Below are 20,636 nucleotides of genomic sequence, written 5' to 3' on the forward strand. Positions count from 1 at the left end.
TTTTATTCCCCGATTCTTGATAATGTTATCTTTCTAATTGCATTATCATAATTTAATATTTCTTGATAACTTTCTAATTCAATATTTTCACACTCTTCAAATACTGATTGTACAATTTCAGTTATTTCATAGAAACTAATTTTATTGTTTAAAAATAAATCAACACACACTTCATTGGCTGCATTTAAAGCTATTGATTTTGAATTATTATATTCAATACACTGCATTGCAAATTCAATTGGTTTAAATCTAGTTTGATCTATTTCTTTTAACTCCAAGTTAATTAAATCATTAAATTGCATATCTTTTTGTTTAGAAAATGAAAATCTTTTTGGATAATGTAAGAAATAGTTAATAACTTGTTTCATATCTGGAACAGAAAGTTGAGCCTTTATTGACCCATCATTAAAGCCAACCATTGAATGAATTAAAGATTGAGGATGCAATAAAGTTACAATCTTTTTAATTCCAAATAAATGGTATGCCTCAAGTATTTCAAAAGCTTTATTAAACATAGTCGAACTATCAATTGTTATTTTGTTACCCATTGATCAATTTGGGTGATTTAATGCTTCTTGTAAAGTAACATTTTTTGTTTCTTCTAAAGTTAAATTTCTAAAACTACCTCCTGATGCAGTAATGAATAAAATATCTGCTTTATTTTCATTTTCTAAACATTGAAAAATAGCACAGTGTTCTGAGTCGATGGGATAAATTTTAGATTTGCTTGTTTTTAACATTTTGTTAATCAAGTTACCAGCTGTTACAAAAGATTCTTTATTAGCATTTAATAAAGTTAAATCTTTTTCAATTGCTTTTAAAGTAACTTGTAAACCATAAAAACCACTTAAAGCATTTATAACAATATCTTCATCTTTTCCGAATAAGTTTAAAATATCATCATTTATAAATTCAACATCAGGGAATTTTATTTTTAATTCAGTTAATTCTTTTTTAGAATAAACTTTTTTAATTTCTTTAAATGAAAGCAAAAAAGATTCAACTTGTGAATCATTTTCTCCTACACTAAGTGCTATTAAGTTATATTTATCTTTATTTTCTTCCAACAATTCAATACATTGTTGACCAATATTTCCTGATGCACCAAATAATATTATGTTTTTCATTATGCTGCGTAAATTGAAATAAAGATAAACAAGATAAACAGTGAGAATAAAATTGAATCTAATCTATCTAAAGCTCCACCATGTCCTGGAATTAAATTTGAATAATCTTTAATATTTGCTTGTCTTTTTACTCAAGAGAATAATAGATCTCCAAACAATCCAATTATCGGGAAAACCAATGCTAATAAAATGTAAATAATCACTTCTAAAGCAACCGATCTAGAACCAAGTATTTGCATAACTTCTCTTAATGGTTGGAAAGGTGCAAAAATATCTACAAATTGGAATATCATTGCATATGCAATACCAAATACAGCAGCTGTACCCATACCAATTAATGCTCCCTCTCAAGTTTTTTTAGGACTTACATTAGGACTTAATTTAGTTTTTCCAAATCTCATTCCACCAATATATTGGAATGAATCACTTAAAATGATCATTATTCAAATTCATAAAATAGTGTTAAACGAAAAGATAGCTTCTTTTGATTTTTCAAAGTCAAAAGCAAGTGATGTAATTGAAAATGCTTTTAATCCTAAAACTATTACCATTGTCATTACAAAGTTTATTAAAGCTTTTTTAGTATCGATTCTTTTATCAGCAACACCAATTACAATAATAGTTACTAGATAAACAGTAATTATTATCGGAAATTGTCATGGTGCCAATCAAGTAGCTAAACTCATTTTTGAGTAAAATGAGAAATTATAAAGAGTTTTTGTCATTGGGAATAACAATAAAATTACTCCAAAAACAATAATTAAAATTTGATAATATCAAACTTTAAATCCATTAGTTTTGTTCATTTCAAATAAACAAAGAGCTGTTAAAGCAGCTGTTAATATTATTGAAAAGTATGATGCAATGTCAGCATTGTTTGTTTTACCTGCTTGTAATAAAGAAGTATAAATAGCTCCAGATCCAACAAAACCTAGAAGTAAAATAAGAAGAACAATTGTAGATAGTACTCTAGCTCTAAAGTTCTTTTTAACAGAGTCTAGTTTAAAACGATTTTTACCAATTTCATCTCCAACTTCAGGAGTAACTTCAACAGTATCTGTTATTTCAAAATCTTTGTCGTTATTCTTCATCTTTTATACCTCCAAATCTTCTATCTCTACTATTATAATCATTTATTGCTATTTTAAAATCCTTTTCTTTAAAATCAGGTCAATAGGTTTCTACAAAATAAAGTTCAGCATATGCTAATTGCATTAGCATAAAGTTACTTAATCTTTTTTCTCCACCCGTTCTAATAAGAAGATCTACTTGAGGAGATGTTTTTGTATACATATTTTCAAATAAATTTTTAATAGTAAAGTCTTCAATTGTCATTTTTTTACTACTAATATCATTAAACACTATTTTGAAAGAGTTTTCCATCTCTTCAAAAGAACCATAATCAATAGCTATTTGAACAGTAATTTGATCACAATCTTTTGTATTGTTTTCAATATCTTCTAAAGCTTCTCTTGTTTTAGAAGGAACTTTGTCTCTTCTTCCAATTCAAATTACTCTAATTCCCTCTTTAATGTATTTTTCTTGCTGTTTTTTTGAAAATACATCTTTTGGAAAATCCATTAAGTAATTCACTTCATCTTTTGGTCTGTTTCAATTTTCTGTTGAAAAACAAAACATAGTGACAAACTTTATATCGTGTTCTTTTGCAAGCAAAATTGTCGGAAAGATATTTTCCATACCAATTTTATGACCATAAGTTCTTGGCTTATTTTGTTTTTTAGCTCATCTTCCGTTTCCGTCCAATATAAAAGCTATATGTTCTAACTTTTTAATAAGAATCCCTCTTTTTTATTTAACTATTTGAAGTTCTCTAAATGGTGTTGTTAAGAATTCATATCCATCTTTTGTAACTAAAATGTCATCTTCAATTCTAACTCCCCCAACTCCAGGAATGTAAATCCCTGGTTCTACAGTAACACACATACCTTCTTGTAAAGTTTTGTCTCCTGCAGCTGAGTTATATGGTTCTTCGTGAATTTCTATTCCTAAACCATGACCTGTTCCGTGAGTAAAGTATTGCCCATAACCTTTGCTTTCAATGTAGTCAAAACAAATTTTGTGAACTTCATTTCCTTTAATTCCTGGTTTAATACTTTCAATACCTAATTGTTGTGATTGATAAACTATTTCATAAATTTCTTTGATTTTTTCATTATCAGTGTTTCCCATAACAAATGTTCTTGTTTGATCAGAACAATAACCATTATAGTAACATCCCATATCTAAAGTAACAAAATCTCCTACTTCAATTTTTTTGTCTGTTGGAACTGCATGAGGCATACTTCCATTTGTTCCACTAGCAACAATTGTATCAAAACTTAGTTTTTCAGCTCCATTTTTTAAGAATGAGTCACTTACAAATCTTGCAAGTTCTTTTTCTGTCATTGAAGGTTTAACAAAGTCTAACACTTCTAAAAATACTTTGTGAGTAATATCACAAGCTTTTCTAACTTGTTCTATTTCTCATTCATCTTTAACCATTCTGATAGCTTCAAAATTATATGGTTTAATTTCTGCTTTTAGGTTTTTTTCAAAGATTTGTGAATCTTTTACAAAAACTCAATCACTTTCATAAACTACTGTTTTTATGTTATTGTTTGCTATTTGTTCATTGATCAATTCATATAGTTTTCCAAATTCAACTATTTCATCTATATTTACTAATAATTTTGAATTTCTAGCAGCAGTTATATATCTTCCATCAACAAATAAATAACTCTTTGTTTTTGTATATAGAATGTATCCTAAAGATGAGTGAAATCTTGAGAATCAGTATCTATTTTGTGGTGAGTGCAATAAAATTGCATCTGCATTTAGTTCATCTAAAATATTGTTCATTAAAGTTTTTTTCATAATTATTTCTCCTTGTTAATTAATATAAAAAAAGGGAATACAAAACCTTATAAAAGTGTTTATATCCCTTATTTTTTTTGTTTGTGAACTTGATGTGAATTACATTTAAAGCAATGTTTTTTAACTTCGATTTTTTCTTTTCTTTTATCGTTTTTTGCTATGTAATTTTCTTCTTTACAAGTTGTGCAACGTAAGATAACTCCTTCACGCATACTCTTAAGCCTCCTTGATAATTCATTTAAGATATTAAGCAAATTAATAATACCAAAAAATAAACTGAATTGTTTATTTTTTTGATAGAAATAGTAAATATTTTTAAAAATATTTACTATTTTGAGATAATTGATGTATTATCTATATAGATAGTTATCTATATAGATAACTATCTTAAGGAGGCAGTCATGTTAAACATTTCTACAGCATGTAATTGTGATGTTTGTACTTGTACAAACTGTACATGTTCAAGTTGCTCATGTACTAAATAAAAAATAGAGTTCTTTTGAACTCTATTTTTTTTGATTACAATTAGAGCAAGTCATTAGATTCTTTTCTAATTGTATTTCTGAAGTGAATTTTTTCAATTCATCTATCGTTTGTAAGTTTAACTTGTAAATCTTTGAGTTTTTATCTTTTTGTGAATTTACTAACCCTACTTTTTCTAACATTTTCATATGATAACTTAAAGTTGGTTGAGTTATATTTAAGTTATCTAATATATTTTGAGCACACTTATTACATCCACAATCACAAATCATATTAATGATTTCTAATCTTGTAGGATCTCCAAGTGTTTTAAAAATTTGTGCAAATTTAATGTACTTATCTTTCATTTTAAATTCCTCTAAAAGTCTTTTGACTTATAAAAATTATAACAACTATATAAAAAATAGTTTTTATTAGTTATTTTTTTAAATAAAAACAAATATATATAGATAAAAATGTGTAAAATAATAATAGTTAATTTAGGAGTGATTAGAGTGAGAAAATTACTTAGTGTAATTTCAGCCACAACACTAGTTGGAACATCAGCTATGAGCGTTGTTTCATGTAGTTCAAACAAATATTTTCAACAATTTAAAGGTTGAATAGATAATAAAGAATCTTTTCTTTTATATATTGGAGCAGATAATTGCCCCCATTGTCAAGATTTTGAAAACACACAAAAAGACCATAAAGAAAAATTTGATGGTTTAATAAATGATTTAAACAATTCTTATAACACAAAAATTTCAGATATCACAACACCAGACCCAGATTCAAAGACTGCTTATGGAGAAAAATTAAATAATAAAGTTGATTTAAGAACATTCAAAACCGAGGACTATAATAATAAGTTTACTGAAAAATGATCAAAAAATATTTTGAATTGAGTGATTGATCAAGTTACAGAAATACTTAAACAAGAACTTATGAAAACAGTTTCAAGTGAAAAAATAGCAACAAAAATGGCAAAAGATAAAACAAAGGCATATTTCGACAATTCTGAAAATTTAGGTTTTCCAATGTTCTTATTGATTAGAAATGGTAAACTTGTTTCTTGAGAAGTTGGTTTTGGTACAGATGCACCTGGTGGATGAACAGAAACTCTATTAGATCAATGATTTTTACCAATTGAAGAAGCTATGAAAAATGACACTCAAGAAAGTGCAATAATAAAAAGAATTATGGATAGTTCAAAAACAGAAATTGAAGGAGATGGCGGATAAGAGACTACACCTCCAGTGGAAGATGAATTTAGCTATTCACTAACAAATACAGATTTAATTAAAAACTATATGCTAAATATTTAAAAAACTAGTTAATAACTAGTTTTTTTATTTATCTAATTTAAATAGAAAAAAAGCACTTTGGAAGTGCTTTTTTAATCAAGTCCTTAATAATGGTCCCCAGGGCCGGACTTGAACCGGCACGACCGATAAAAGTCGCTGGATTTTAAGTCCAGTGCGTCTACCTATTCCGCCACCTGGGGGTTAATAAAAAAATGGTGTCCCGTATAAGACTTGAACTTATGACCCACTGGTTAAAAGCCAGTTGCTCTACCGACTGAGCTAACGAGACGAAAATAAATGGCTGGGCTAGCAGGATTCGAACCGGCGCATGAGGGAGTCAAAGTCCCTTGCCTTACCGCTTGGCTATAGCCCAATAACTGGTGGGGAGTGACGGATTCGAACCGCCGAACCGTTAGGAGATGGTTTACAGCCACCCGCGTTTAGCCACTTCGCTAACTCCCCTTTAATAAAATTGTGGTGCTGACTAAAGGACTCGAACCTTCGACCTATTGATTACTAGTCAATTGCTCTACCAACTGAGCTAAGTCAGCAGTTATCCTTTTGTTTAAAAGTAAGAACCTTTTCAATTATACAAAAAAACCAAATATAAAGTCAATGTTTTTTATAAAAAATAATAAAAAAAGCACTTTTTACTTATCTTTATTTAGATGATTTATGTTGATTAATAACATAACACATAGCAATTTAATTTAAAAAAATATAGTAGAAACTATATTTTTTTAAATATGAAAAAATTAAAAGATCTAATTTTTATTTATTCAATAGAATTGTTTTCACCCTCCATAGTTAGATCCTCTTGATGTAACTTTAAAACTATATGGTACACCAGTTACTTTTGAAACAGTAGTTTCATTTGTTAAATTATATTTAGCTAAAATAGAATTAATTTCTTTAAGAGAACTAACTTCATTATTTGAAGATAGTACTGCTTTTTCATTAAATAGAACTAAATATAAATCTTTTTTAGTTGTATTAAAGTATCATTTAATATCTCCTGTGAAACCATTTTCTTCATTTCCAGATACAAGAATTATTCCAGAGTTATCTGTTATTTTTTGAACTGTGAAGTTTATTTGATTTAACATTAGACCGTATTTAAAAACTTCTCTTTGAGCAAAAAGCAATGCTTCATTTACTTCTCTAAAACTTCCAATACTTTTATCTTCTAATATATCAGTAATATCAAATAAATTAATATCTCATGTATATTTTGAAGTTCCAGTAAATCCTTCTTCTTTTATTCCAGTTATTCTGAACTCGTAAGGTTCACTGTCATCAACTTCTACTTTAAATCCTGATTTAGTTATTAGCTTATCCAATTCAACTCTAGCATTTTCTTTTGAAGAAAATTCTCCTAAATGCCCTCCCGGTAATTTAGTAGTTATATCAGTTAGTATTAAGCTATATTGATAAAGAGATGTTCCAGTATAACCTTTTGACTCATCTCCTGTTAAAATAAATAATCCATCATATTTCTCATCAACATCAACTATATAACCACTAGCTGCAATAATTAGGTTTAAAGATCTACGAGCAGCTGATTTAGATACAAAAGTTCCTAAATCTCCTCCTGGAAGTCTATCGTTAATAATTGTCGCTCTTGGATTAAGCTCTCTATTTTCATGAGGTATAACTTCTTGTGTGTTATTAATATTGCTAATTGCTGGCAATATTGGCGAAGCACCAATTGATGAAACTCCAATAATACTTAATAATAATTTCATTTAATTTCCTTTCATTCCATCCCCGACCACCCATTTAATATGGTTAATAAAATTAGTTAATTATTTTACTTTCATAAAGTTCATAAGTATAAATTGATTCGCCTATAAATCCAGCATTTCTATCACCAGATAATTTAAAACTCCCAGCTACTGAATCATCAACCAAAACTACGTATTTAGTTTTAGCAATCATTGAGTTCATTCTAGCTCTTGCTTGTTCTTTTGTTGTGAAAAAACCTAGGTATGCTCCTGGTAGTTTTTCAGTTATATTTGTATATTTTTCATCGACTTTGTAAGTGTATTCAGAACTATCTGAAAAACCTTCAGCCAATATTCCAGAAACTATAAACTTGCCTTCTTGGGTATCATCAACAGTAACTTTATATTCGCTTTCTTTAATGATTTGATCCATTTTAATTCTTGCTAATTCTTTTGTATCAAAAACACCTAAGTAAGCTCCTGGTAGTTTATCCAGTATGCTTTTGTTTGTCAAAGTATACTCATATAAAGATATTCCTGTGTAACCTTTTGACTCATCACCTCTTAAGATGAAAAGTCCTTCGTATTTAGATTCTAAATTAATTTCATAATTACTTTCTTTTATAAGAGTATTTATTCTTGTTTCTGCGTCTTCAAAAGATGCAAATTTACCTAAGTCGCCTCCAGGCAATTTTAAATTTATATCTATCAATTCTTCATCATTTATTATGTTATTTTGATTATTGTTTATTAGGTTAATATTATTTATATTTGCCATGACAGGAGTTGAAACTCCCATACTGGCTACTAAACTTAATATTCCAAACATATGTTTGACCTTTCTTTTCCGACCATCCAGCCTCAAAGTTTTCTATTCACTTAAATATTAGTTCTAAATTAAGTAAAAACATTTTTATTTTAATACACTTTTTTTATTATTTAAGTTCTCAAGTATATACAGATTTACCAAAGAAACCAGCCTTTTCATTTCCTGTTATTACAAATTTGCCCTCAACTGAATCATCAACATCCACAATATATTTAGTTTTGCGAATTATTGAATCCATTCTTGATCTAGCTTTTATTTTGTCATCAAATTTTCCTAAGTAAGCTCCTGGTAATAATTCGGTTATATCTTTTGGCTCTGGCAACTCAGGACAAACCGGGCACACGGTTTTGTTATTGATTGTATAAATTGTCATTGAAGTCGAAACTAAGAATAGTCCTCCAAAAAGAATCAATAATATTAATAAAATTAAGTTAATTTTATTTTTTCTCTCTTCGTGATCAACGTAAAGTTTTTTGTTTTCATTACTAAAATTCATATATTTTTTACACTCAATGTTATTTTTGTATTTTTCTTTTAAATTTGAAACAAACACAGTCAAGTCCGTATTATGTTCCATTATTAAATCTTTTGAAATATCAGGTTCTTTTAAATTTATTTCTATTGCAGAAGCCCTGTTTATAACATTTTTGTAATTACTTAAAAGAGATAAATCCATTTTATGAAAAAAACCAAAATATCTCTCTTCATGTTTAATTCAAAAAAGAGGCTTTACCTTAATATTTGTTTTTTTATTAACAAACTTAACTTCCAATAAACTAACCTCTTTTATTTTTTTTTGTTTAAAAGTATTTGTTAATACATATCTAAAATTTATTCTGCAAAAGATGCATAATTTCTTATATGTAGGAAAAATTGAATATCTCATATATTAAACCTCATTCACTAAAGTTTGAAGTATTTATAAATACTTCTCACATTTAATATATAAGAAATTTAATTGCTTAAATGTTATATAAAATCTATAACATTTAATTAAAAAGTATATCTATTATTTCGTTTTTTAATTCATCGAATTGTTTTTGATTTAAAACTTTCTGTTCTAATAAATCATTGATCGAAAGAATTTTTTTATCTAAGTAATTTTTTGTTTTAACAACTTCATCTTTATTATTAACTTTCCTCTTTCTCATTTTGTTTTTGAAATCTATTATATTAATTTTGAAATTTTCAATTATATTTTTGTTAAGAGTTTTTGAATATTTATTTTCAAAATTATTAACAGCTTTCAGAAAAGGATTAATTAATTTTTTTTCCAAAAATATAGATAACTCTTCAGTATCAATTAAGTTAGCAACCAAAGAACTCTTAATAATGATGTGGTTTGCAGAAACAACTAGATTTTCATTATCTTTAATATATTTTATTTTAAAAGGATAATTGGTTTTAATTAAAATATCTCCTTTTTGAGTTATAAACTTTTTATTAATTTGTATACAAAATTTTTTACTTTCATAATTCCATTGCTGTTTTATAAAATAAGTATTGCTTTTACAATTTGGACAGTTGTTTTCAAAGTGTTCATGTCTAGAAATTATTATTCCCCTATTTATAGTGAAAATACTCTTTAACTTTTTCATCTACTTCGCTCATCTCTTAATTTTAAAAATTATTTTATTACATAATAAAATTATCAAATTAAGTACCTTAAAAATCTATTAATTAAATATATAACTTTCCATTTATATGTTATATATTAAAAAAATTGTTGGTAGTGTCACTCATATATTTTAAATCAAAAAAAGACAATAAAAAAAGCACTCTGGGCGGAGTACTTATTTGTAAATCTAGAACAGTCAATATTATATATATTATAAATCTAAATATTATGTTCATTTGATAGGGCTAAACAAACATTATGGGCTAATGATTTTTTAAAACTATTCCAGACAAAAATATTATATTTTAAAACCCCATTAATTTCAATATTTATTAGCCTTATTTTTTAAAATTTCTTCTAAACATCAGCGTTTGTTAGTAATTTAAGTATTAATTCTTCATCATGAGCTTTATCACTTATGATTATTAATTCGTTAGCTTTTTGTTTATATGTTTCAATATCATCTCTGTTTGTATATAAAGTCATAATTACTTCATCTTTTTTAACAAACTCATTTGTAGTTTTGTTTAAATAAATTCCAGCAGAAAAATCAATGCTTTCTTCTTTTGTGGCTCTTCCAGCTCCTAAATGCATTGAAAGATAACCAAGTTGATCTGCTGATGCAAACGAAACATATCCTTCTTGTTGTGCTTTTATCTCAATAACATGTTTTGTTGAGAAGTTTTTATCATAGTCAAGAATAACATTAAAATCCCCTCCCTGAGCTTCTACAAAGTCTTTTAGAAGGTGTGCAGCACTTTTATCGTTTAACACTTTTAATAGCTCTTCTTTAGCTGTTTTTAAGTCATTAAATACATTATTTTGTACTAAAGTTAATCCAGCTGCAGTTATACACAATTCTATTAAGTCATCAGGGCCATTACCATTTAAAGTATCTCAAGCTTCTTTAACTTCAATTGCATTACCAATAGCTCTTCCTAAAGGTTTATCCATGTTTGTGATCATTACACTTACGTTTCTTTTGTGTTCTTTTCCAATAGTTATCATTGCTTTAGAAAGTGCAATTGCACTTTCTAAATCCTTCATAAATGCTCCACTTCCCATTTTTACATCTAAAATTATGCTATCTGCAGGGACAACCAATTTTTTAGACATAATACTTGAAGCTATTAAAGGAATTGAATCAACTGTTCCTGTAACATCTCTTAAAGCGTACAATTTTTTATCTGCAGGAACAACCTCTTCAGATTGACCCATAATCGAAATACCAACTGTATTTAATATTTCTTTGAATCTTTCTTCTGAAATTTCTCCACTTCAACCAGGACAACTTTCAAGTTTATCAATTGTTCCTCCAGTTTGTCCTAAACCTCTTCCTGAAAGTTTTGCAACTTTCACCCCAAATTTAGCAACTAAAGGTGAGAAGATTAAACTTGTTTTATCTCCAACTCCTCCAGTTGAGTGTTTATCTGCTTTTATACCTTCAACATCATCTAAGTTGTAAGTAATTCCTGAATCTATCATAGCTTGAGTAAATGAAGCTATTTCAGTTGGTGTCATTCCGTTGAATCAAACAGCCATATTAAAAGCTGACATTTGATAATCTTTTAATGTATTGTTAACAAAAGAATTAACAACTCAATAAATTTCTTGAGCAGTTAATTCTTGTTTGTTTTTCTTTTTCTCTATAATGTTTGCAAAGTTCATTTTCTTGCCTCCAAATGATAAAACTAGTAGTAAGTAACTCTATTTTTTTTATCAACTCTTTTTGGTTTAATACCTAATTTTTTTGGATCTCAATCCATATATTTATTGATATTTTTTTCTACTTCTTTTTGAACATTCTTAGTTAACATTTCTGTTTTAAGAGATATGAATTTTTCAGGCATCATTGGTTTTCCAAAAACAACTTTAATATTGAATTTACCTGATTTTCTTTTTTCAAATAATTTATAAGAATCAATGATTGAAACTGGCACAATTGGTGCATAAGCCATTTGAGCTACTTTCATACTTGCTGCTTGGAATTCATTTGGTTGTTGTTTTGCACTTCTTGTTCCTTCAGGGAAAATAACTAAACTTCTCTTATATTCAGAAATTAATTCTTTTGCCTCTTTCATAGCGTTAAGTCCACTTCTAGGACTTGTTCTATCCAAAGGAATGTTATCTGTTAAATTCATAAAGTGTTTAAAGATTTTAGCTTTTCATAACTCTTGTTTAGCAATGAAAGCAATTGGTTGTTGTAGTGAAAAGTCATTAATCGCTAACATAATGATTGGATCTAAATTTGATTGGTGATTTGGAGCTAAAACTATTCCTCTATCTAATCAATTTTCAATACCAATTACATCAATGTGTACATTAGCTATTTTTAATACTTTTCTACTTTTTTTCTTAACTCAATTGTATCTTCACTCTTCAGAATATAAGTTAGGATCTTGTTTTATTTTTCTAGTTACTTTTTTTGCTTTAACAGTAACTCTTCAAATACCTCAAGCATTTACAAATAGTCTTCATTTGCTTACATGAGCCATCTCTTTCTTGTCTTTTTTATTTGTAGCTGCAGAAGCTTCTTGTGTTAATTCATACTGTTCCATATTTAATACCTTTCATAATAACAAATTGTAAAATCTTTAAAATCACTTTTTTCAACAATTTTGAATGCTGATTCATCTATTGTTGGAGCATAAGTGTCTCCCTCATAGTTTTCTTTTATTATGCTGATAACTAACTTATCGGCATACTTTAAAGCTGTTTGATATATTTGAGAACCTCCAATAACAACAAGTTCTTCATCTATGTTTTTATACTTTTCTAAAATCATCTCTAGGTTGTTAGACAATTCAAGATTATTATAACTCTTTTCTAATTTTCTTGAAGTAATTAATATATTTTTTCTATTAGGTAACGGTTTTACAGAAAGTGATTCAAAAGTATTTCTTCCCATTAAAACGGTTTTGCCTCTAGTGTAGTTTATAAAATGTTGCATTTCTTCTTTAATTTTTCAAGGTAAGTTATTGTCTTTCCCAATAACCCCGCTCTTTGTTTGAGCTCAAATTAATGAAATCATTAAACAGCAACTGCTCCTTTAATTGCAGGATGACTTTCATATCCTTCTAAAGAAATGTCTTCAAATTTAATATCAAAAATAGATTTATTTCCAACATTGATTTTTAAAGATGGCAACTTTTTAGGTTCTCTTGTAAGTTGTAACTCTAATTGTTCAATGTGATTTGAATAAATGTGTGCATCTCCTATTGTATGAATAAAATAGCGAGCTTTTAAGTTACATTCTTTTGCAACTAATTCTAAAAGTAAAGAATAACTTGCAATATTAAATGGAACACCTAAAAAGATATCTCCACTTCTTTGGTAAAGTTGTAAATCTATAAAGCCGTCTTTTGATACATAAAATTGAAATAATGAGTGACAAGGTGGTAAAGCCATTTGATTTACTTCTGCTGGATTTCAAGCAGAAATGATATGTCTTCTTGAATATGGATTTGATTTGATATCATTGATTAAGTTTTTAAACTGATCTACTCCATTAAAGTCTCTTCACTGTTTTCCATAAACTGGCCCTAATTCACCATATTTATCAGCGAAATCTTGATCTGTTTTAATTTTTTCAACAAATTCTTCTAATGTTTCATTTTTATAATCATTTGATTTTTTAAAGATTTCATAAGGTCATTCATTTCAAATATTTACTTTATTATCCACAAGATACTTAATGTTTGTATCTCCACTAATAAATCAAAGTATTTCATGAACTATTCCTTTGAAAAAGACTTTTTTAGTTGTAACAAGAGGAAACCCTTCTCTCAAGTCGTATCTTGATTGAGTTCCAAATTTAGAAACAGTTCCTGTATTGGTTCTGTCTTCTCTTTTTTCTCCATTTGCTAAAACATCTTTTACCAAATCTAAATATTGCTTCATATTATCACCATAAAAGATTATATACTAGTTGAAAAAAATAAAAACCCACAAAATTTGTGGGTTTTTATTTTTAAATTACTTTGATAACTATTTTTTTAATTAAAATCTCGACAGTACCGGCTTCCATTTTCTCAGTTACTTCTTTAGCATATTTTTCTCACGGTTTCCCTTTATTAGCCTCAATGATATCAGAGTGAATTAAATCCATTTTAAATACGTATTCATTTGTCTCGTATGTACCAGGTTGATCCTCCAAGCTTATTTGTTTTAAAGAATCAAAATTTTCATTATGAACCGTTGTTGAATATAAATCAGATAAAGCCATTAATATATTGCTCATATTATTTTCTGAAGATAATACTTTTTTAATTTTCGAATCATTATTGTTGTAATTATTTTCTAATATCAGATTAACAATTCCCCTATACAAAGGAACCGTTCAAGTTTTATCTCCAATAGAACGTGTAACTTCTATTTTTTCTATTGTTTTATCAACAAAGACTTCATTCAATTTATATAAATCATCTTTTGGTGGTTTTTCTCCTCCACCATTATCATTGGGTTCACCACAAGCAACCACACTTGCAGATGATGTAGCAGTCAATGAAACAGCAGACAATAAAGTTAATAATTTTTTCATATTTTTTCTCCTTATAGTTTCACAATCATTTCATAGTTTAAATTTGATAAATTATTTTTGTGTAATTATCAATGATTTAATAAGAACAGTTATGTAACCTTCTTCCATTCTCTCCACAATTTGTTTTGATTCATCAGAATTATTGTTAGCCTCTAATAAATCAGCATGAATAATATCAATTTTGAATTCAAAATTCTCTTTTATATTTTCACCATCTTCAAGACCTTCACTTAATTTGCTTAAATTATTAAAGTTCTCATTTTTTTTATTTTCAGAATAAAGTGTTGATAATTCTTGTAAAGAGTTGGACATATATTGCATACCTATAACTTTTGAGATTTTAGAATCTCTATTGTTATAATTATTATCTAATATTTCAATTATTGATAATCTGTATATTGAATGAATTCATCCATCACTACTGGAGTTAGGGTAGTAAGAAACTTTTATTTCTTCTATTGTGTTATCAACAAAAACTTCATTAAGTTTGTGTAAATCATCTTTTGGTGGTTTTTCTCCTCCACCATTATCATTAGGTTCACCACAAGCAACTACACTTGCAGATGCTGTTGCTGTTAATGAAACAGCAGACAATAAATTTAATATTTTTTTCATATCTTTCTCTCCTTATATTTTCACTATCATTTCATAGTTTAAATTTGATAGATTATTTTTGTTTTCTAAATTTTGTAAAATGTTTTGATTTTTGGTTTTTTGATTTAATTTTTTTACTAATTGATCATATTTAATATTTTTTTGTTTATTAATAGCTTCAATCGACTTGCTACTTGCGAATTTCACATTAATAGGGTCAATATCAGAAATAATATTAGTTTGTCAATAATAATAGTTATCTGCAAACACACCCAAATTCAAGCTGTTTGTTAATTTATTATTAATTTCATTTATATTTGCTTTTAGCGAATCAAGTTTTTGATTCTCTTTCTCAACTTTAATTAAATTTTTTTGCATTTTATTTCTAAGTTTCTCTTGTTCATTATTGTTGGTTTTAAATTTTTTAGTAAGTTCTTTTTGTGTATTTAATAGTTGAGAATAAGAGTCATTTATTGTCTTGTCATTTAAAATTAATAAGGGTTCAATTCTTTCATAATTTTTTTTCAATTCAGCATTAAAACTATTCGCTAACTTTTTAGCTTGAAAACCAACACCAATAAACCCAAAAATTGCTACCAGCGCTTCGCCCACAACAGGTATTTCACTTACCCCTTTATCTACAAGCATTTGTATTCCTGCTGTAAGAAGTTCAGATTCTTTTTCACCCAAACCAGCATCTTCTAAAAGATTTGTTATCCAGTCATTACTTAATGGATCAACAGCCAAAATTTGTTCTCTTAAATTATCTATACTGTCTTTCATTTCTTGAAAATGTTGGTACTCTTCTGAGTCTTTACTTAAAAAGACATCAACATATGTTTGAATACCTCTTGCTGCATAATTCATATTATTTTTAAAATTAATACTAAAAGCTGTTCCGTAAAACGGAATAAAAGCAAGTCCCCAATTATTAGCATGTCATTCTGCAGAATTGTAATAGACATCTATGTTAGATCTTCCATTACTATAAATTTCTTTTACATTTCCGGCCAATTGTAGTGTGTAATCTAATAGTTTAAATATACTATTTATTATTTCATTTTCTTTAGCTAAGCCTTTTAATTTTTCATCAATTTCTGCATTTTCAATATTAATATCATTAATGCTTTTTTGACTGATTTGTAATTGATAATTTAAAGTTGTTATTTTTCTATCATAAATGTCAAAGAATTTAATCGCTTCTTCTCTTTTTAATTGTTCATATTCAATAAATAGGTTCTTGATTTCAAGATCTTCAGTTTTAGAAATAAAGTTAATACTTATTTCCTGACTTTTATTCATTAAATCTAAGTAGAAGTTAGAGTCATTAATTGTTTCAACACGTTGTAATTGCTCTTTGTAAATGTTTAAAACTTGTGTTATTTTTGTACTAGTATCATAGAAAAAAGTACTAGAGTAAATTTCATCTAACATTATTGTAGATTGCAGTAATAAATTTTCTATGAATGTTATGTCTTGGTAACTTTGTGGATTTGATATTACTTTATCTAAAAGCTTAGATGTTTCAATCATTTCATATGGAGTTTCAAATTTATCAATTGGATCAAATCTAGATGAGTTGCTTATCCCAACAATTGCACTAGAAGTTGCTGTTATTCCAAGAGTTAAACTTGACAATGATAATATTAATTTACGCATTATTTAAAATCCTCCTTGTGTTTTTCAATAAAACTATTTAGATTTTCTAATTTTATATTTTCATTTTTAATATTTTCAATTGCTAAGTTTTTATAATCTTGTCCTTCTAGTTTATTGATTATGTTTTCATATGTAAATCTTCTCTGAACAACCATTTTGAAATAAACTTCAACTTGTGAATTAAAATATTTAAGCGGGTTTAAGTTAATAGTTCTTTTTGTTTGTCCCAGATTTATTATTTTTAAATAATCTGAATAATCTGAAAAGAAATTATTTCAAGAATTTAAATTTTCATTATAGTAATCATATTTACTATTTTCTAAAATTGATTCAGTTTCTTTAAAAATTTGTTCTTGTATTAAAAGTTCATCTTGAGCCTCTTCAATTTCAGAATTAACACTTTCTTCATCAACCATTAATTCTTCTGGTATTTCAGAATAGTTATCTCTAATATTTATAATTAAATCAATTGCCTTTTGAGAGTCTTTTGCAACAGATATTGTTTTATATCAATCTTGAACTTTATCAATAGTTGCAAAGGCAAGATTCCTAATTTGTCCAAAAACTTCACTTGACGGAGATAAGATATCAAGTATTTGACTTGATAAAGCATCAGCCATTTCAATAGCGGTTTGAATATCTTCGTCAAATTTAGTTTCAACTTGTACTCCATTTTTCTCGAAAGATTCTTTTACTTCTAAAGATAATCTTGGTATTTGATTATTTACAAATTCAAAAAAATTACTCGCTCCTTTATGAAGTGAAGAAAACAAAATATCATCTATTCTATATACATCCATTAACACATCAGAAACAACACCAATAGTTTTTTCTAATTTTATTTCTTCTGGATCTTCAGGATTTATTTTATCTTCTAATCTCTTTTCTACCTCTTCATCTGACAATACATAAAGTTCATTTGGATCTATTTCTATAGGGTTAACTTCAGGATCTGATGGTTCTGAATTTTGACCTATTAAAATTCAATCATTTATTAACTCATCTGGTTTTTGTTCTCTGTTTTCAATTCTGCTTTGAACCAATTCCTTATATGAGGGATTTTTTGGTAAGTATTTTTTAATTATTTGGTCAAAAATAATTTCCTTTTTATCAAACATATTTTTAAAGAAAGCCTCTGGTGAAGCTAAAGTTGTATCAAAAAGATAAATAAACTGATTTTGTAGTTCTGTAGCCCTATCTATCATGTTGTCATAAATAGCAACTAATTCTTTTTGTCATTTTTGTGTATTTTCTCAAACACTTAATTTTGTCTTATATAAATCTATTTGATTTTTTAAAGATGCAATTGCAGCAGAAGCCTTTACATTTTTAATTTTATGCTCTTGATATATTTCTAAATCTTCAATCATCAGTTTAGAGCTAGTTTGATTATAGGCATAGAAAATTTTTGATAAAACTTCTTTTTCTTCAGAAGCTTGTTTATCATATAATTCTATAAGATCATTTAAATCTTCGCTATTTGATCATCCTTGAAGAGCTTTTTCAATAGAATTTCTTTGCTCTTCTAACTTATTTTCTTCATAATCTCCTTCAGCGATATTAGATAGTTTATTGTAAAGCATATAGACAGTATTCATATATTCATTTAAATAATCTTCATCTAAAATTTTATAAATCATCTCATCAACTTGACTATACAAATAATAGCCGTCAAAAAAAACTAAATTTTCTTTTTCTATGGCTTTTATCATTTCATTTTGATGATTTAAAACATCAAAATTGATATCACTTTTTGTTTTAATATTATTAATAATTGATACAGTTGGAGCAACAGCTATCGAAACTCCCGCCAACATCGCTAATAATATTTTCATTTTTCGTTTTCCTTTTTTCGACATTACCATGTCTATAAATATCTTAACAAATGAAAAATATACACTTAAAATGTATTTAAACACTATTATATTTTTATGTTTATAAAATAAAAAACCAACTTAAGAGTTTTAAATTCTAGTTGGTTTTTATTAAATATTTAAAGCTACTGCTACAGAGTAGTTTTTTTCATGACTGATAGATATTTCAATGTTTTTTAAGTTTTCATTTTCAATAACTGGTTTTTTGTTACTATAAACTATATTGATTGTGTTTGCTACAATATTTTCTTCTAAACACTTAATAATTGCTTCTTTTGCAGCTCATCTTCCAGATGCAAATTCAATTTTTGCTTCCATACTTTGTAAATTATTTAAAAGTTCAATTTCTTGTTTATGTAAAAACTTAACAAGAAATTTTTCATCTAAATTAATTCTTTGGTTTTCAACTATATCAATTCCTATTTTTGCCATAATTAATTGAAGTATCCTTTCGCAAAATCAAAGTAATATTGAATTCAATAAGTATTTTTGTAATGTTCTTTTCATCATTCTGGTTGAACCACTATTTTTGAAACATCGTTTTTATTAGTTCCAACCTTTGTTGATGGAGTTAAAGTTATCCCCTCAAACTCTCCAAGTTTTAATTCTCCAGAAGGCACTATTTCCATACCATCGATTAAATAAGTAGAAGTATAAATAGCAGACAAGAAAGGCATTGTATCTAAGTTAGTTCTTGAAGTTGCATTTACATAATTTATGCTTTTTAAGAAATTATAAGTTAACTTTGGATCACGCAATACTTTGGAAATGTATCTTTGATTTTTTTTACCGGCCGCAAGTCATTGTTTATCAATGTTGTCTGCTACTTTAACAAATGGGTTTTCTTTTTTATTTTCTTTAGTTCAGTTATAGAAATTAACCATTTCTTTTTGATTTAATCAAGTATTCCCCTCTTTATGTAATTCACTTTCTGTTCCTAAATTATTTAAAAAATATTCATCTAAAGAGTTAATCAACTCAACACTAGTTACGTTTGTTTTTGTTTGAACATTATTGTTTATAAATATTGAACTTCCCATTAACATCATTTCTGAAAATAATCTAAACAATGATTTTGAATCACGAGGCATAACATCAATACATGCCGAAATTGGTGAACTAAATGGATTTGTTGTTGAATACCCTTCTGCAAGAACATCTTCATACACAACAAAGAAATCTTTTAAATCAGCCATTCCTTTATTTGCTAACATTTGACTTGTCATAACCATTACAGGATCAATTACATATTTTGTTAAACAAGAGTTAGTATATGTAAAACCAAAAACAGGCACCGATGGCAATGGTGCAGTTATTTTTTTTGAAAGTGAATATTTACTATAGGCTGTTCCACCTAAAATTTTATCTTTAACTTGTTCTTCTGTAAGACCAGAATAGTCCATCAAACCTATTCTTTGGTTTTCTGTTTGAAATAATGGAAAACTTGCTAAAAAACTAACAGACATAGATAAAGTCATACCTAAAGCAAGACCATTAAAAGCTCCAATTAAAGTATCAACTTTTCTTATTACTTTCATTTTTCTCATTTTTCTTTTAAATGTTTTATAAAGAAGTAAACCAATTAAGTTAACTAAAATGAATATCAAAATACTAAATAAAAAATACAACCCAAGCGCTGAAAGAGTTTTTAAAACTTCATATCCAGTTCCTGATCCATCCATAGGTAAACTTGAACCATTTGGTAATAATCCAGTTATTAGATTACCAATAGACTCACCAAAGTAAGAAAATGCATCATCCATTCCAATAGAGACTCACAACTTCATAAATAAAGGATTCATAGAGTTTGCCAATAAAGCTGGAACAAACATTAAAAGTATTACAACGATTATTTGTAAAATAAGTAAATAGAAAGTTATTAAAAACCCTCTAGTCATACCCCAAATTGTACAACCAATAATGATAGCAAAAGCCATTATATCAAATAGTCATCAAGGCCCTATATTAATCATTGAACTTTCACTCCATTCATACTACCAATTATTATACCAATATTATTATTTGAAA

General features: G+C 27.1%; 21 protein-coding genes and 5 tRNA genes. 1 reads left to right on the plus strand and 25 read right to left on the minus strand.

Going from position 1 to position 20,636, the window contains the following annotated elements; translation table 4 throughout:
* Window positions 1-2: 2 nt before the first annotated feature.
* The 6 genes from dxr to SBIUS_RS02990 form a co-directional block, all read right to left on the minus strand.
* Window positions 3-1,127, minus strand: coding sequence for a 1-deoxy-D-xylulose-5-phosphate reductoisomerase (gene dxr, locus SBIUS_RS02965; protein WP_162685018.1), 1,125 nt, complete (start codon window positions 1,125-1,127; stop codon window positions 3-5).
* Window positions 1,127-2,218 carry a phosphatidate cytidylyltransferase gene (locus SBIUS_RS02970; protein WP_162685019.1) on the minus strand — a complete coding sequence of 364 codons (1,092 nt, stop codon included), beginning with the start codon at window positions 2,216-2,218 and terminating at the stop codon, window positions 1,127-1,129. Before SBIUS_RS02970 ends, dxr begins: the two co-directional genes overlap by 1 nt.
* Entirely contained in the window at window positions 2,208-2,927 is a 720-nt protein-coding gene (gene uppS, locus SBIUS_RS02975; RefSeq protein ID WP_162685273.1) for a polyprenyl diphosphate synthase, read from the minus strand. The genes SBIUS_RS02970 and uppS overlap by 11 nt, the downstream gene beginning before the upstream one ends.
* Window positions 2,928-2,936: 9 nt before the next feature.
* On the minus strand, window positions 2,937-4,004 hold the full coding sequence (locus tag SBIUS_RS02980; RefSeq protein WP_203352905.1) for an aminopeptidase P family protein: 1,068 nt from the start codon (window positions 4,002-4,004) through the stop codon (window positions 2,937-2,939).
* Between the two features lie 65 nt (window positions 4,005-4,069).
* On the minus strand, window positions 4,070-4,213 hold the full coding sequence (gene rpmG, locus SBIUS_RS02985) for a 50S ribosomal protein L33 (RefSeq protein WP_041618302.1): 144 nt from the start codon (window positions 4,211-4,213) through the stop codon (window positions 4,070-4,072).
* A 294-nt stretch (window positions 4,214-4,507) separates the two neighbouring features.
* Window positions 4,508-4,831 (minus strand): helix-turn-helix transcriptional regulator, encoded by a 324-nt coding sequence (locus SBIUS_RS02990; protein ID WP_162685021.1) that lies wholly within the window; start codon window positions 4,829-4,831, stop codon window positions 4,508-4,510.
* 147 nt (window positions 4,832-4,978) lie between these two features.
* On the opposite strand from SBIUS_RS02990, the gene SBIUS_RS02995 reads away from it, so the two are divergent.
* Window positions 4,979-5,707: a lipoprotein gene (locus SBIUS_RS02995; protein ID WP_162685022.1), complete on the plus strand. Its 729-nt coding sequence runs from the start codon at window positions 4,979-4,981 to the stop codon at window positions 5,705-5,707.
* Between the two features lie 174 nt (window positions 5,708-5,881).
* On the opposite strand, the gene SBIUS_RS03000 is transcribed toward SBIUS_RS02995, so the two are convergent.
* From SBIUS_RS03000 to SBIUS_RS03090, 19 genes are all read right to left on the minus strand, one after another.
* Window positions 5,882-5,970: transfer RNA gene (locus SBIUS_RS03000), tRNA-Leu, on the minus strand.
* 13 nt (window positions 5,971-5,983) lie between these two features.
* Window positions 5,984-6,059, minus strand: a tRNA-Lys gene (locus SBIUS_RS03005).
* Window positions 6,060-6,068: 9 nt separating this feature from the next.
* Window positions 6,069-6,143: transfer RNA gene (locus tag SBIUS_RS03010), tRNA-Gln, on the minus strand.
* 5 nt (window positions 6,144-6,148) lie between these two features.
* Window positions 6,149-6,232 (minus strand) — tRNA-Tyr (locus SBIUS_RS03015).
* Window positions 6,233-6,245: 13 nt separating this feature from the next.
* Window positions 6,246-6,321, minus strand: a tRNA-Thr gene (locus SBIUS_RS03020).
* Between the two features lie 213 nt (window positions 6,322-6,534).
* Window positions 6,535-7,515 carry a hypothetical protein gene (locus tag SBIUS_RS03025; RefSeq protein ID WP_162685023.1) on the minus strand — a complete coding sequence of 327 codons (981 nt, stop codon included), beginning with the start codon at window positions 7,513-7,515 and terminating at the stop codon, window positions 6,535-6,537.
* A 52-nt stretch (window positions 7,516-7,567) separates the two neighbouring features.
* On the minus strand, window positions 7,568-8,323 hold the full coding sequence (locus SBIUS_RS03030) for a hypothetical protein (RefSeq protein WP_162685024.1): 756 nt from the start codon (window positions 8,321-8,323) through the stop codon (window positions 7,568-7,570).
* Between the two features lie 106 nt (window positions 8,324-8,429).
* Window positions 8,430-8,999 carry a hypothetical protein gene (locus SBIUS_RS03035; protein WP_162685025.1) on the minus strand — a complete coding sequence of 190 codons (570 nt, stop codon included), beginning with the start codon at window positions 8,997-8,999 and terminating at the stop codon, window positions 8,430-8,432.
* A gap of 313 nt (window positions 9,000-9,312) precedes the next feature.
* Complete coding sequence (locus SBIUS_RS03040) at window positions 9,313-9,921, minus strand: hypothetical protein (protein WP_162685026.1); 609 nt, start codon at window positions 9,919-9,921, stop codon at window positions 9,313-9,315.
* Between the two features lie 377 nt (window positions 9,922-10,298).
* On the minus strand, window positions 10,299-11,609 hold the full coding sequence (locus tag SBIUS_RS03045) for a thymidine phosphorylase (protein ID WP_162685027.1): 1,311 nt from the start codon (window positions 11,607-11,609) through the stop codon (window positions 10,299-10,301).
* 23 nt (window positions 11,610-11,632) lie between these two features.
* Complete coding sequence (locus SBIUS_RS03050) at window positions 11,633-12,523, minus strand: 1-acyl-sn-glycerol-3-phosphate acyltransferase (protein ID WP_203352871.1); 891 nt, start codon at window positions 12,521-12,523, stop codon at window positions 11,633-11,635.
* Complete coding sequence (locus SBIUS_RS03055) at window positions 12,502-12,972, minus strand: dihydrofolate reductase (protein ID WP_162685028.1); 471 nt, start codon at window positions 12,970-12,972, stop codon at window positions 12,502-12,504. Before SBIUS_RS03055 ends, SBIUS_RS03050 begins: the two co-directional genes overlap by 22 nt.
* A complete protein-coding gene (locus SBIUS_RS03060; protein ID WP_162685029.1) occupies window positions 12,972-13,841 on the minus strand; it encodes a thymidylate synthase in 870 nt (289 codons plus the stop codon). The genes SBIUS_RS03055 and SBIUS_RS03060 overlap by 1 nt, the downstream gene beginning before the upstream one ends.
* A gap of 70 nt (window positions 13,842-13,911) precedes the next feature.
* The gene (locus SBIUS_RS03065; RefSeq protein WP_162685030.1) at window positions 13,912-14,481 is read right to left on the minus strand and encodes a lipoprotein; all 570 of its coding nucleotides are present in this window, start codon (window positions 14,479-14,481) and stop codon (window positions 13,912-13,914) included.
* Between the two features lie 51 nt (window positions 14,482-14,532).
* A complete protein-coding gene (locus SBIUS_RS03070; RefSeq protein WP_162685031.1) occupies window positions 14,533-15,096 on the minus strand; it encodes a lipoprotein in 564 nt (187 codons plus the stop codon).
* A gap of 12 nt (window positions 15,097-15,108) precedes the next feature.
* Window positions 15,109-16,734: a hypothetical protein gene (locus SBIUS_RS03075; protein WP_162685032.1), complete on the minus strand. Its 1,626-nt coding sequence runs from the start codon at window positions 16,732-16,734 to the stop codon at window positions 15,109-15,111.
* Window positions 16,734-18,569 (minus strand): hypothetical protein, encoded by a 1,836-nt coding sequence (locus tag SBIUS_RS03080; RefSeq protein ID WP_162685033.1) that lies wholly within the window; start codon window positions 18,567-18,569, stop codon window positions 16,734-16,736. The genes SBIUS_RS03075 and SBIUS_RS03080 overlap by 1 nt, the downstream gene beginning before the upstream one ends.
* Before the next feature lie 150 nt (window positions 18,570-18,719).
* The gene (locus SBIUS_RS03085) at window positions 18,720-19,040 is read right to left on the minus strand and encodes a holo-ACP synthase (RefSeq protein ID WP_238988289.1); all 321 of its coding nucleotides are present in this window, start codon (window positions 19,038-19,040) and stop codon (window positions 18,720-18,722) included.
* A gap of 2 nt (window positions 19,041-19,042) precedes the next feature.
* Window positions 19,043-20,581 (minus strand): hypothetical protein, encoded by a 1,539-nt coding sequence (locus SBIUS_RS03090; protein WP_162685034.1) that lies wholly within the window; start codon window positions 20,579-20,581, stop codon window positions 19,043-19,045.
* Window positions 20,582-20,636: the final 55 nt, after the last annotated feature.

It is taken from the genome of Spiroplasma sp. BIUS-1 (assembly GCF_010365805.1).
In the GTDB taxonomy this organism is placed as follows: Bacteria; Bacillota_I; Bacilli_A; order Mycoplasmatales; family Mycoplasmataceae; genus Spiroplasma_A.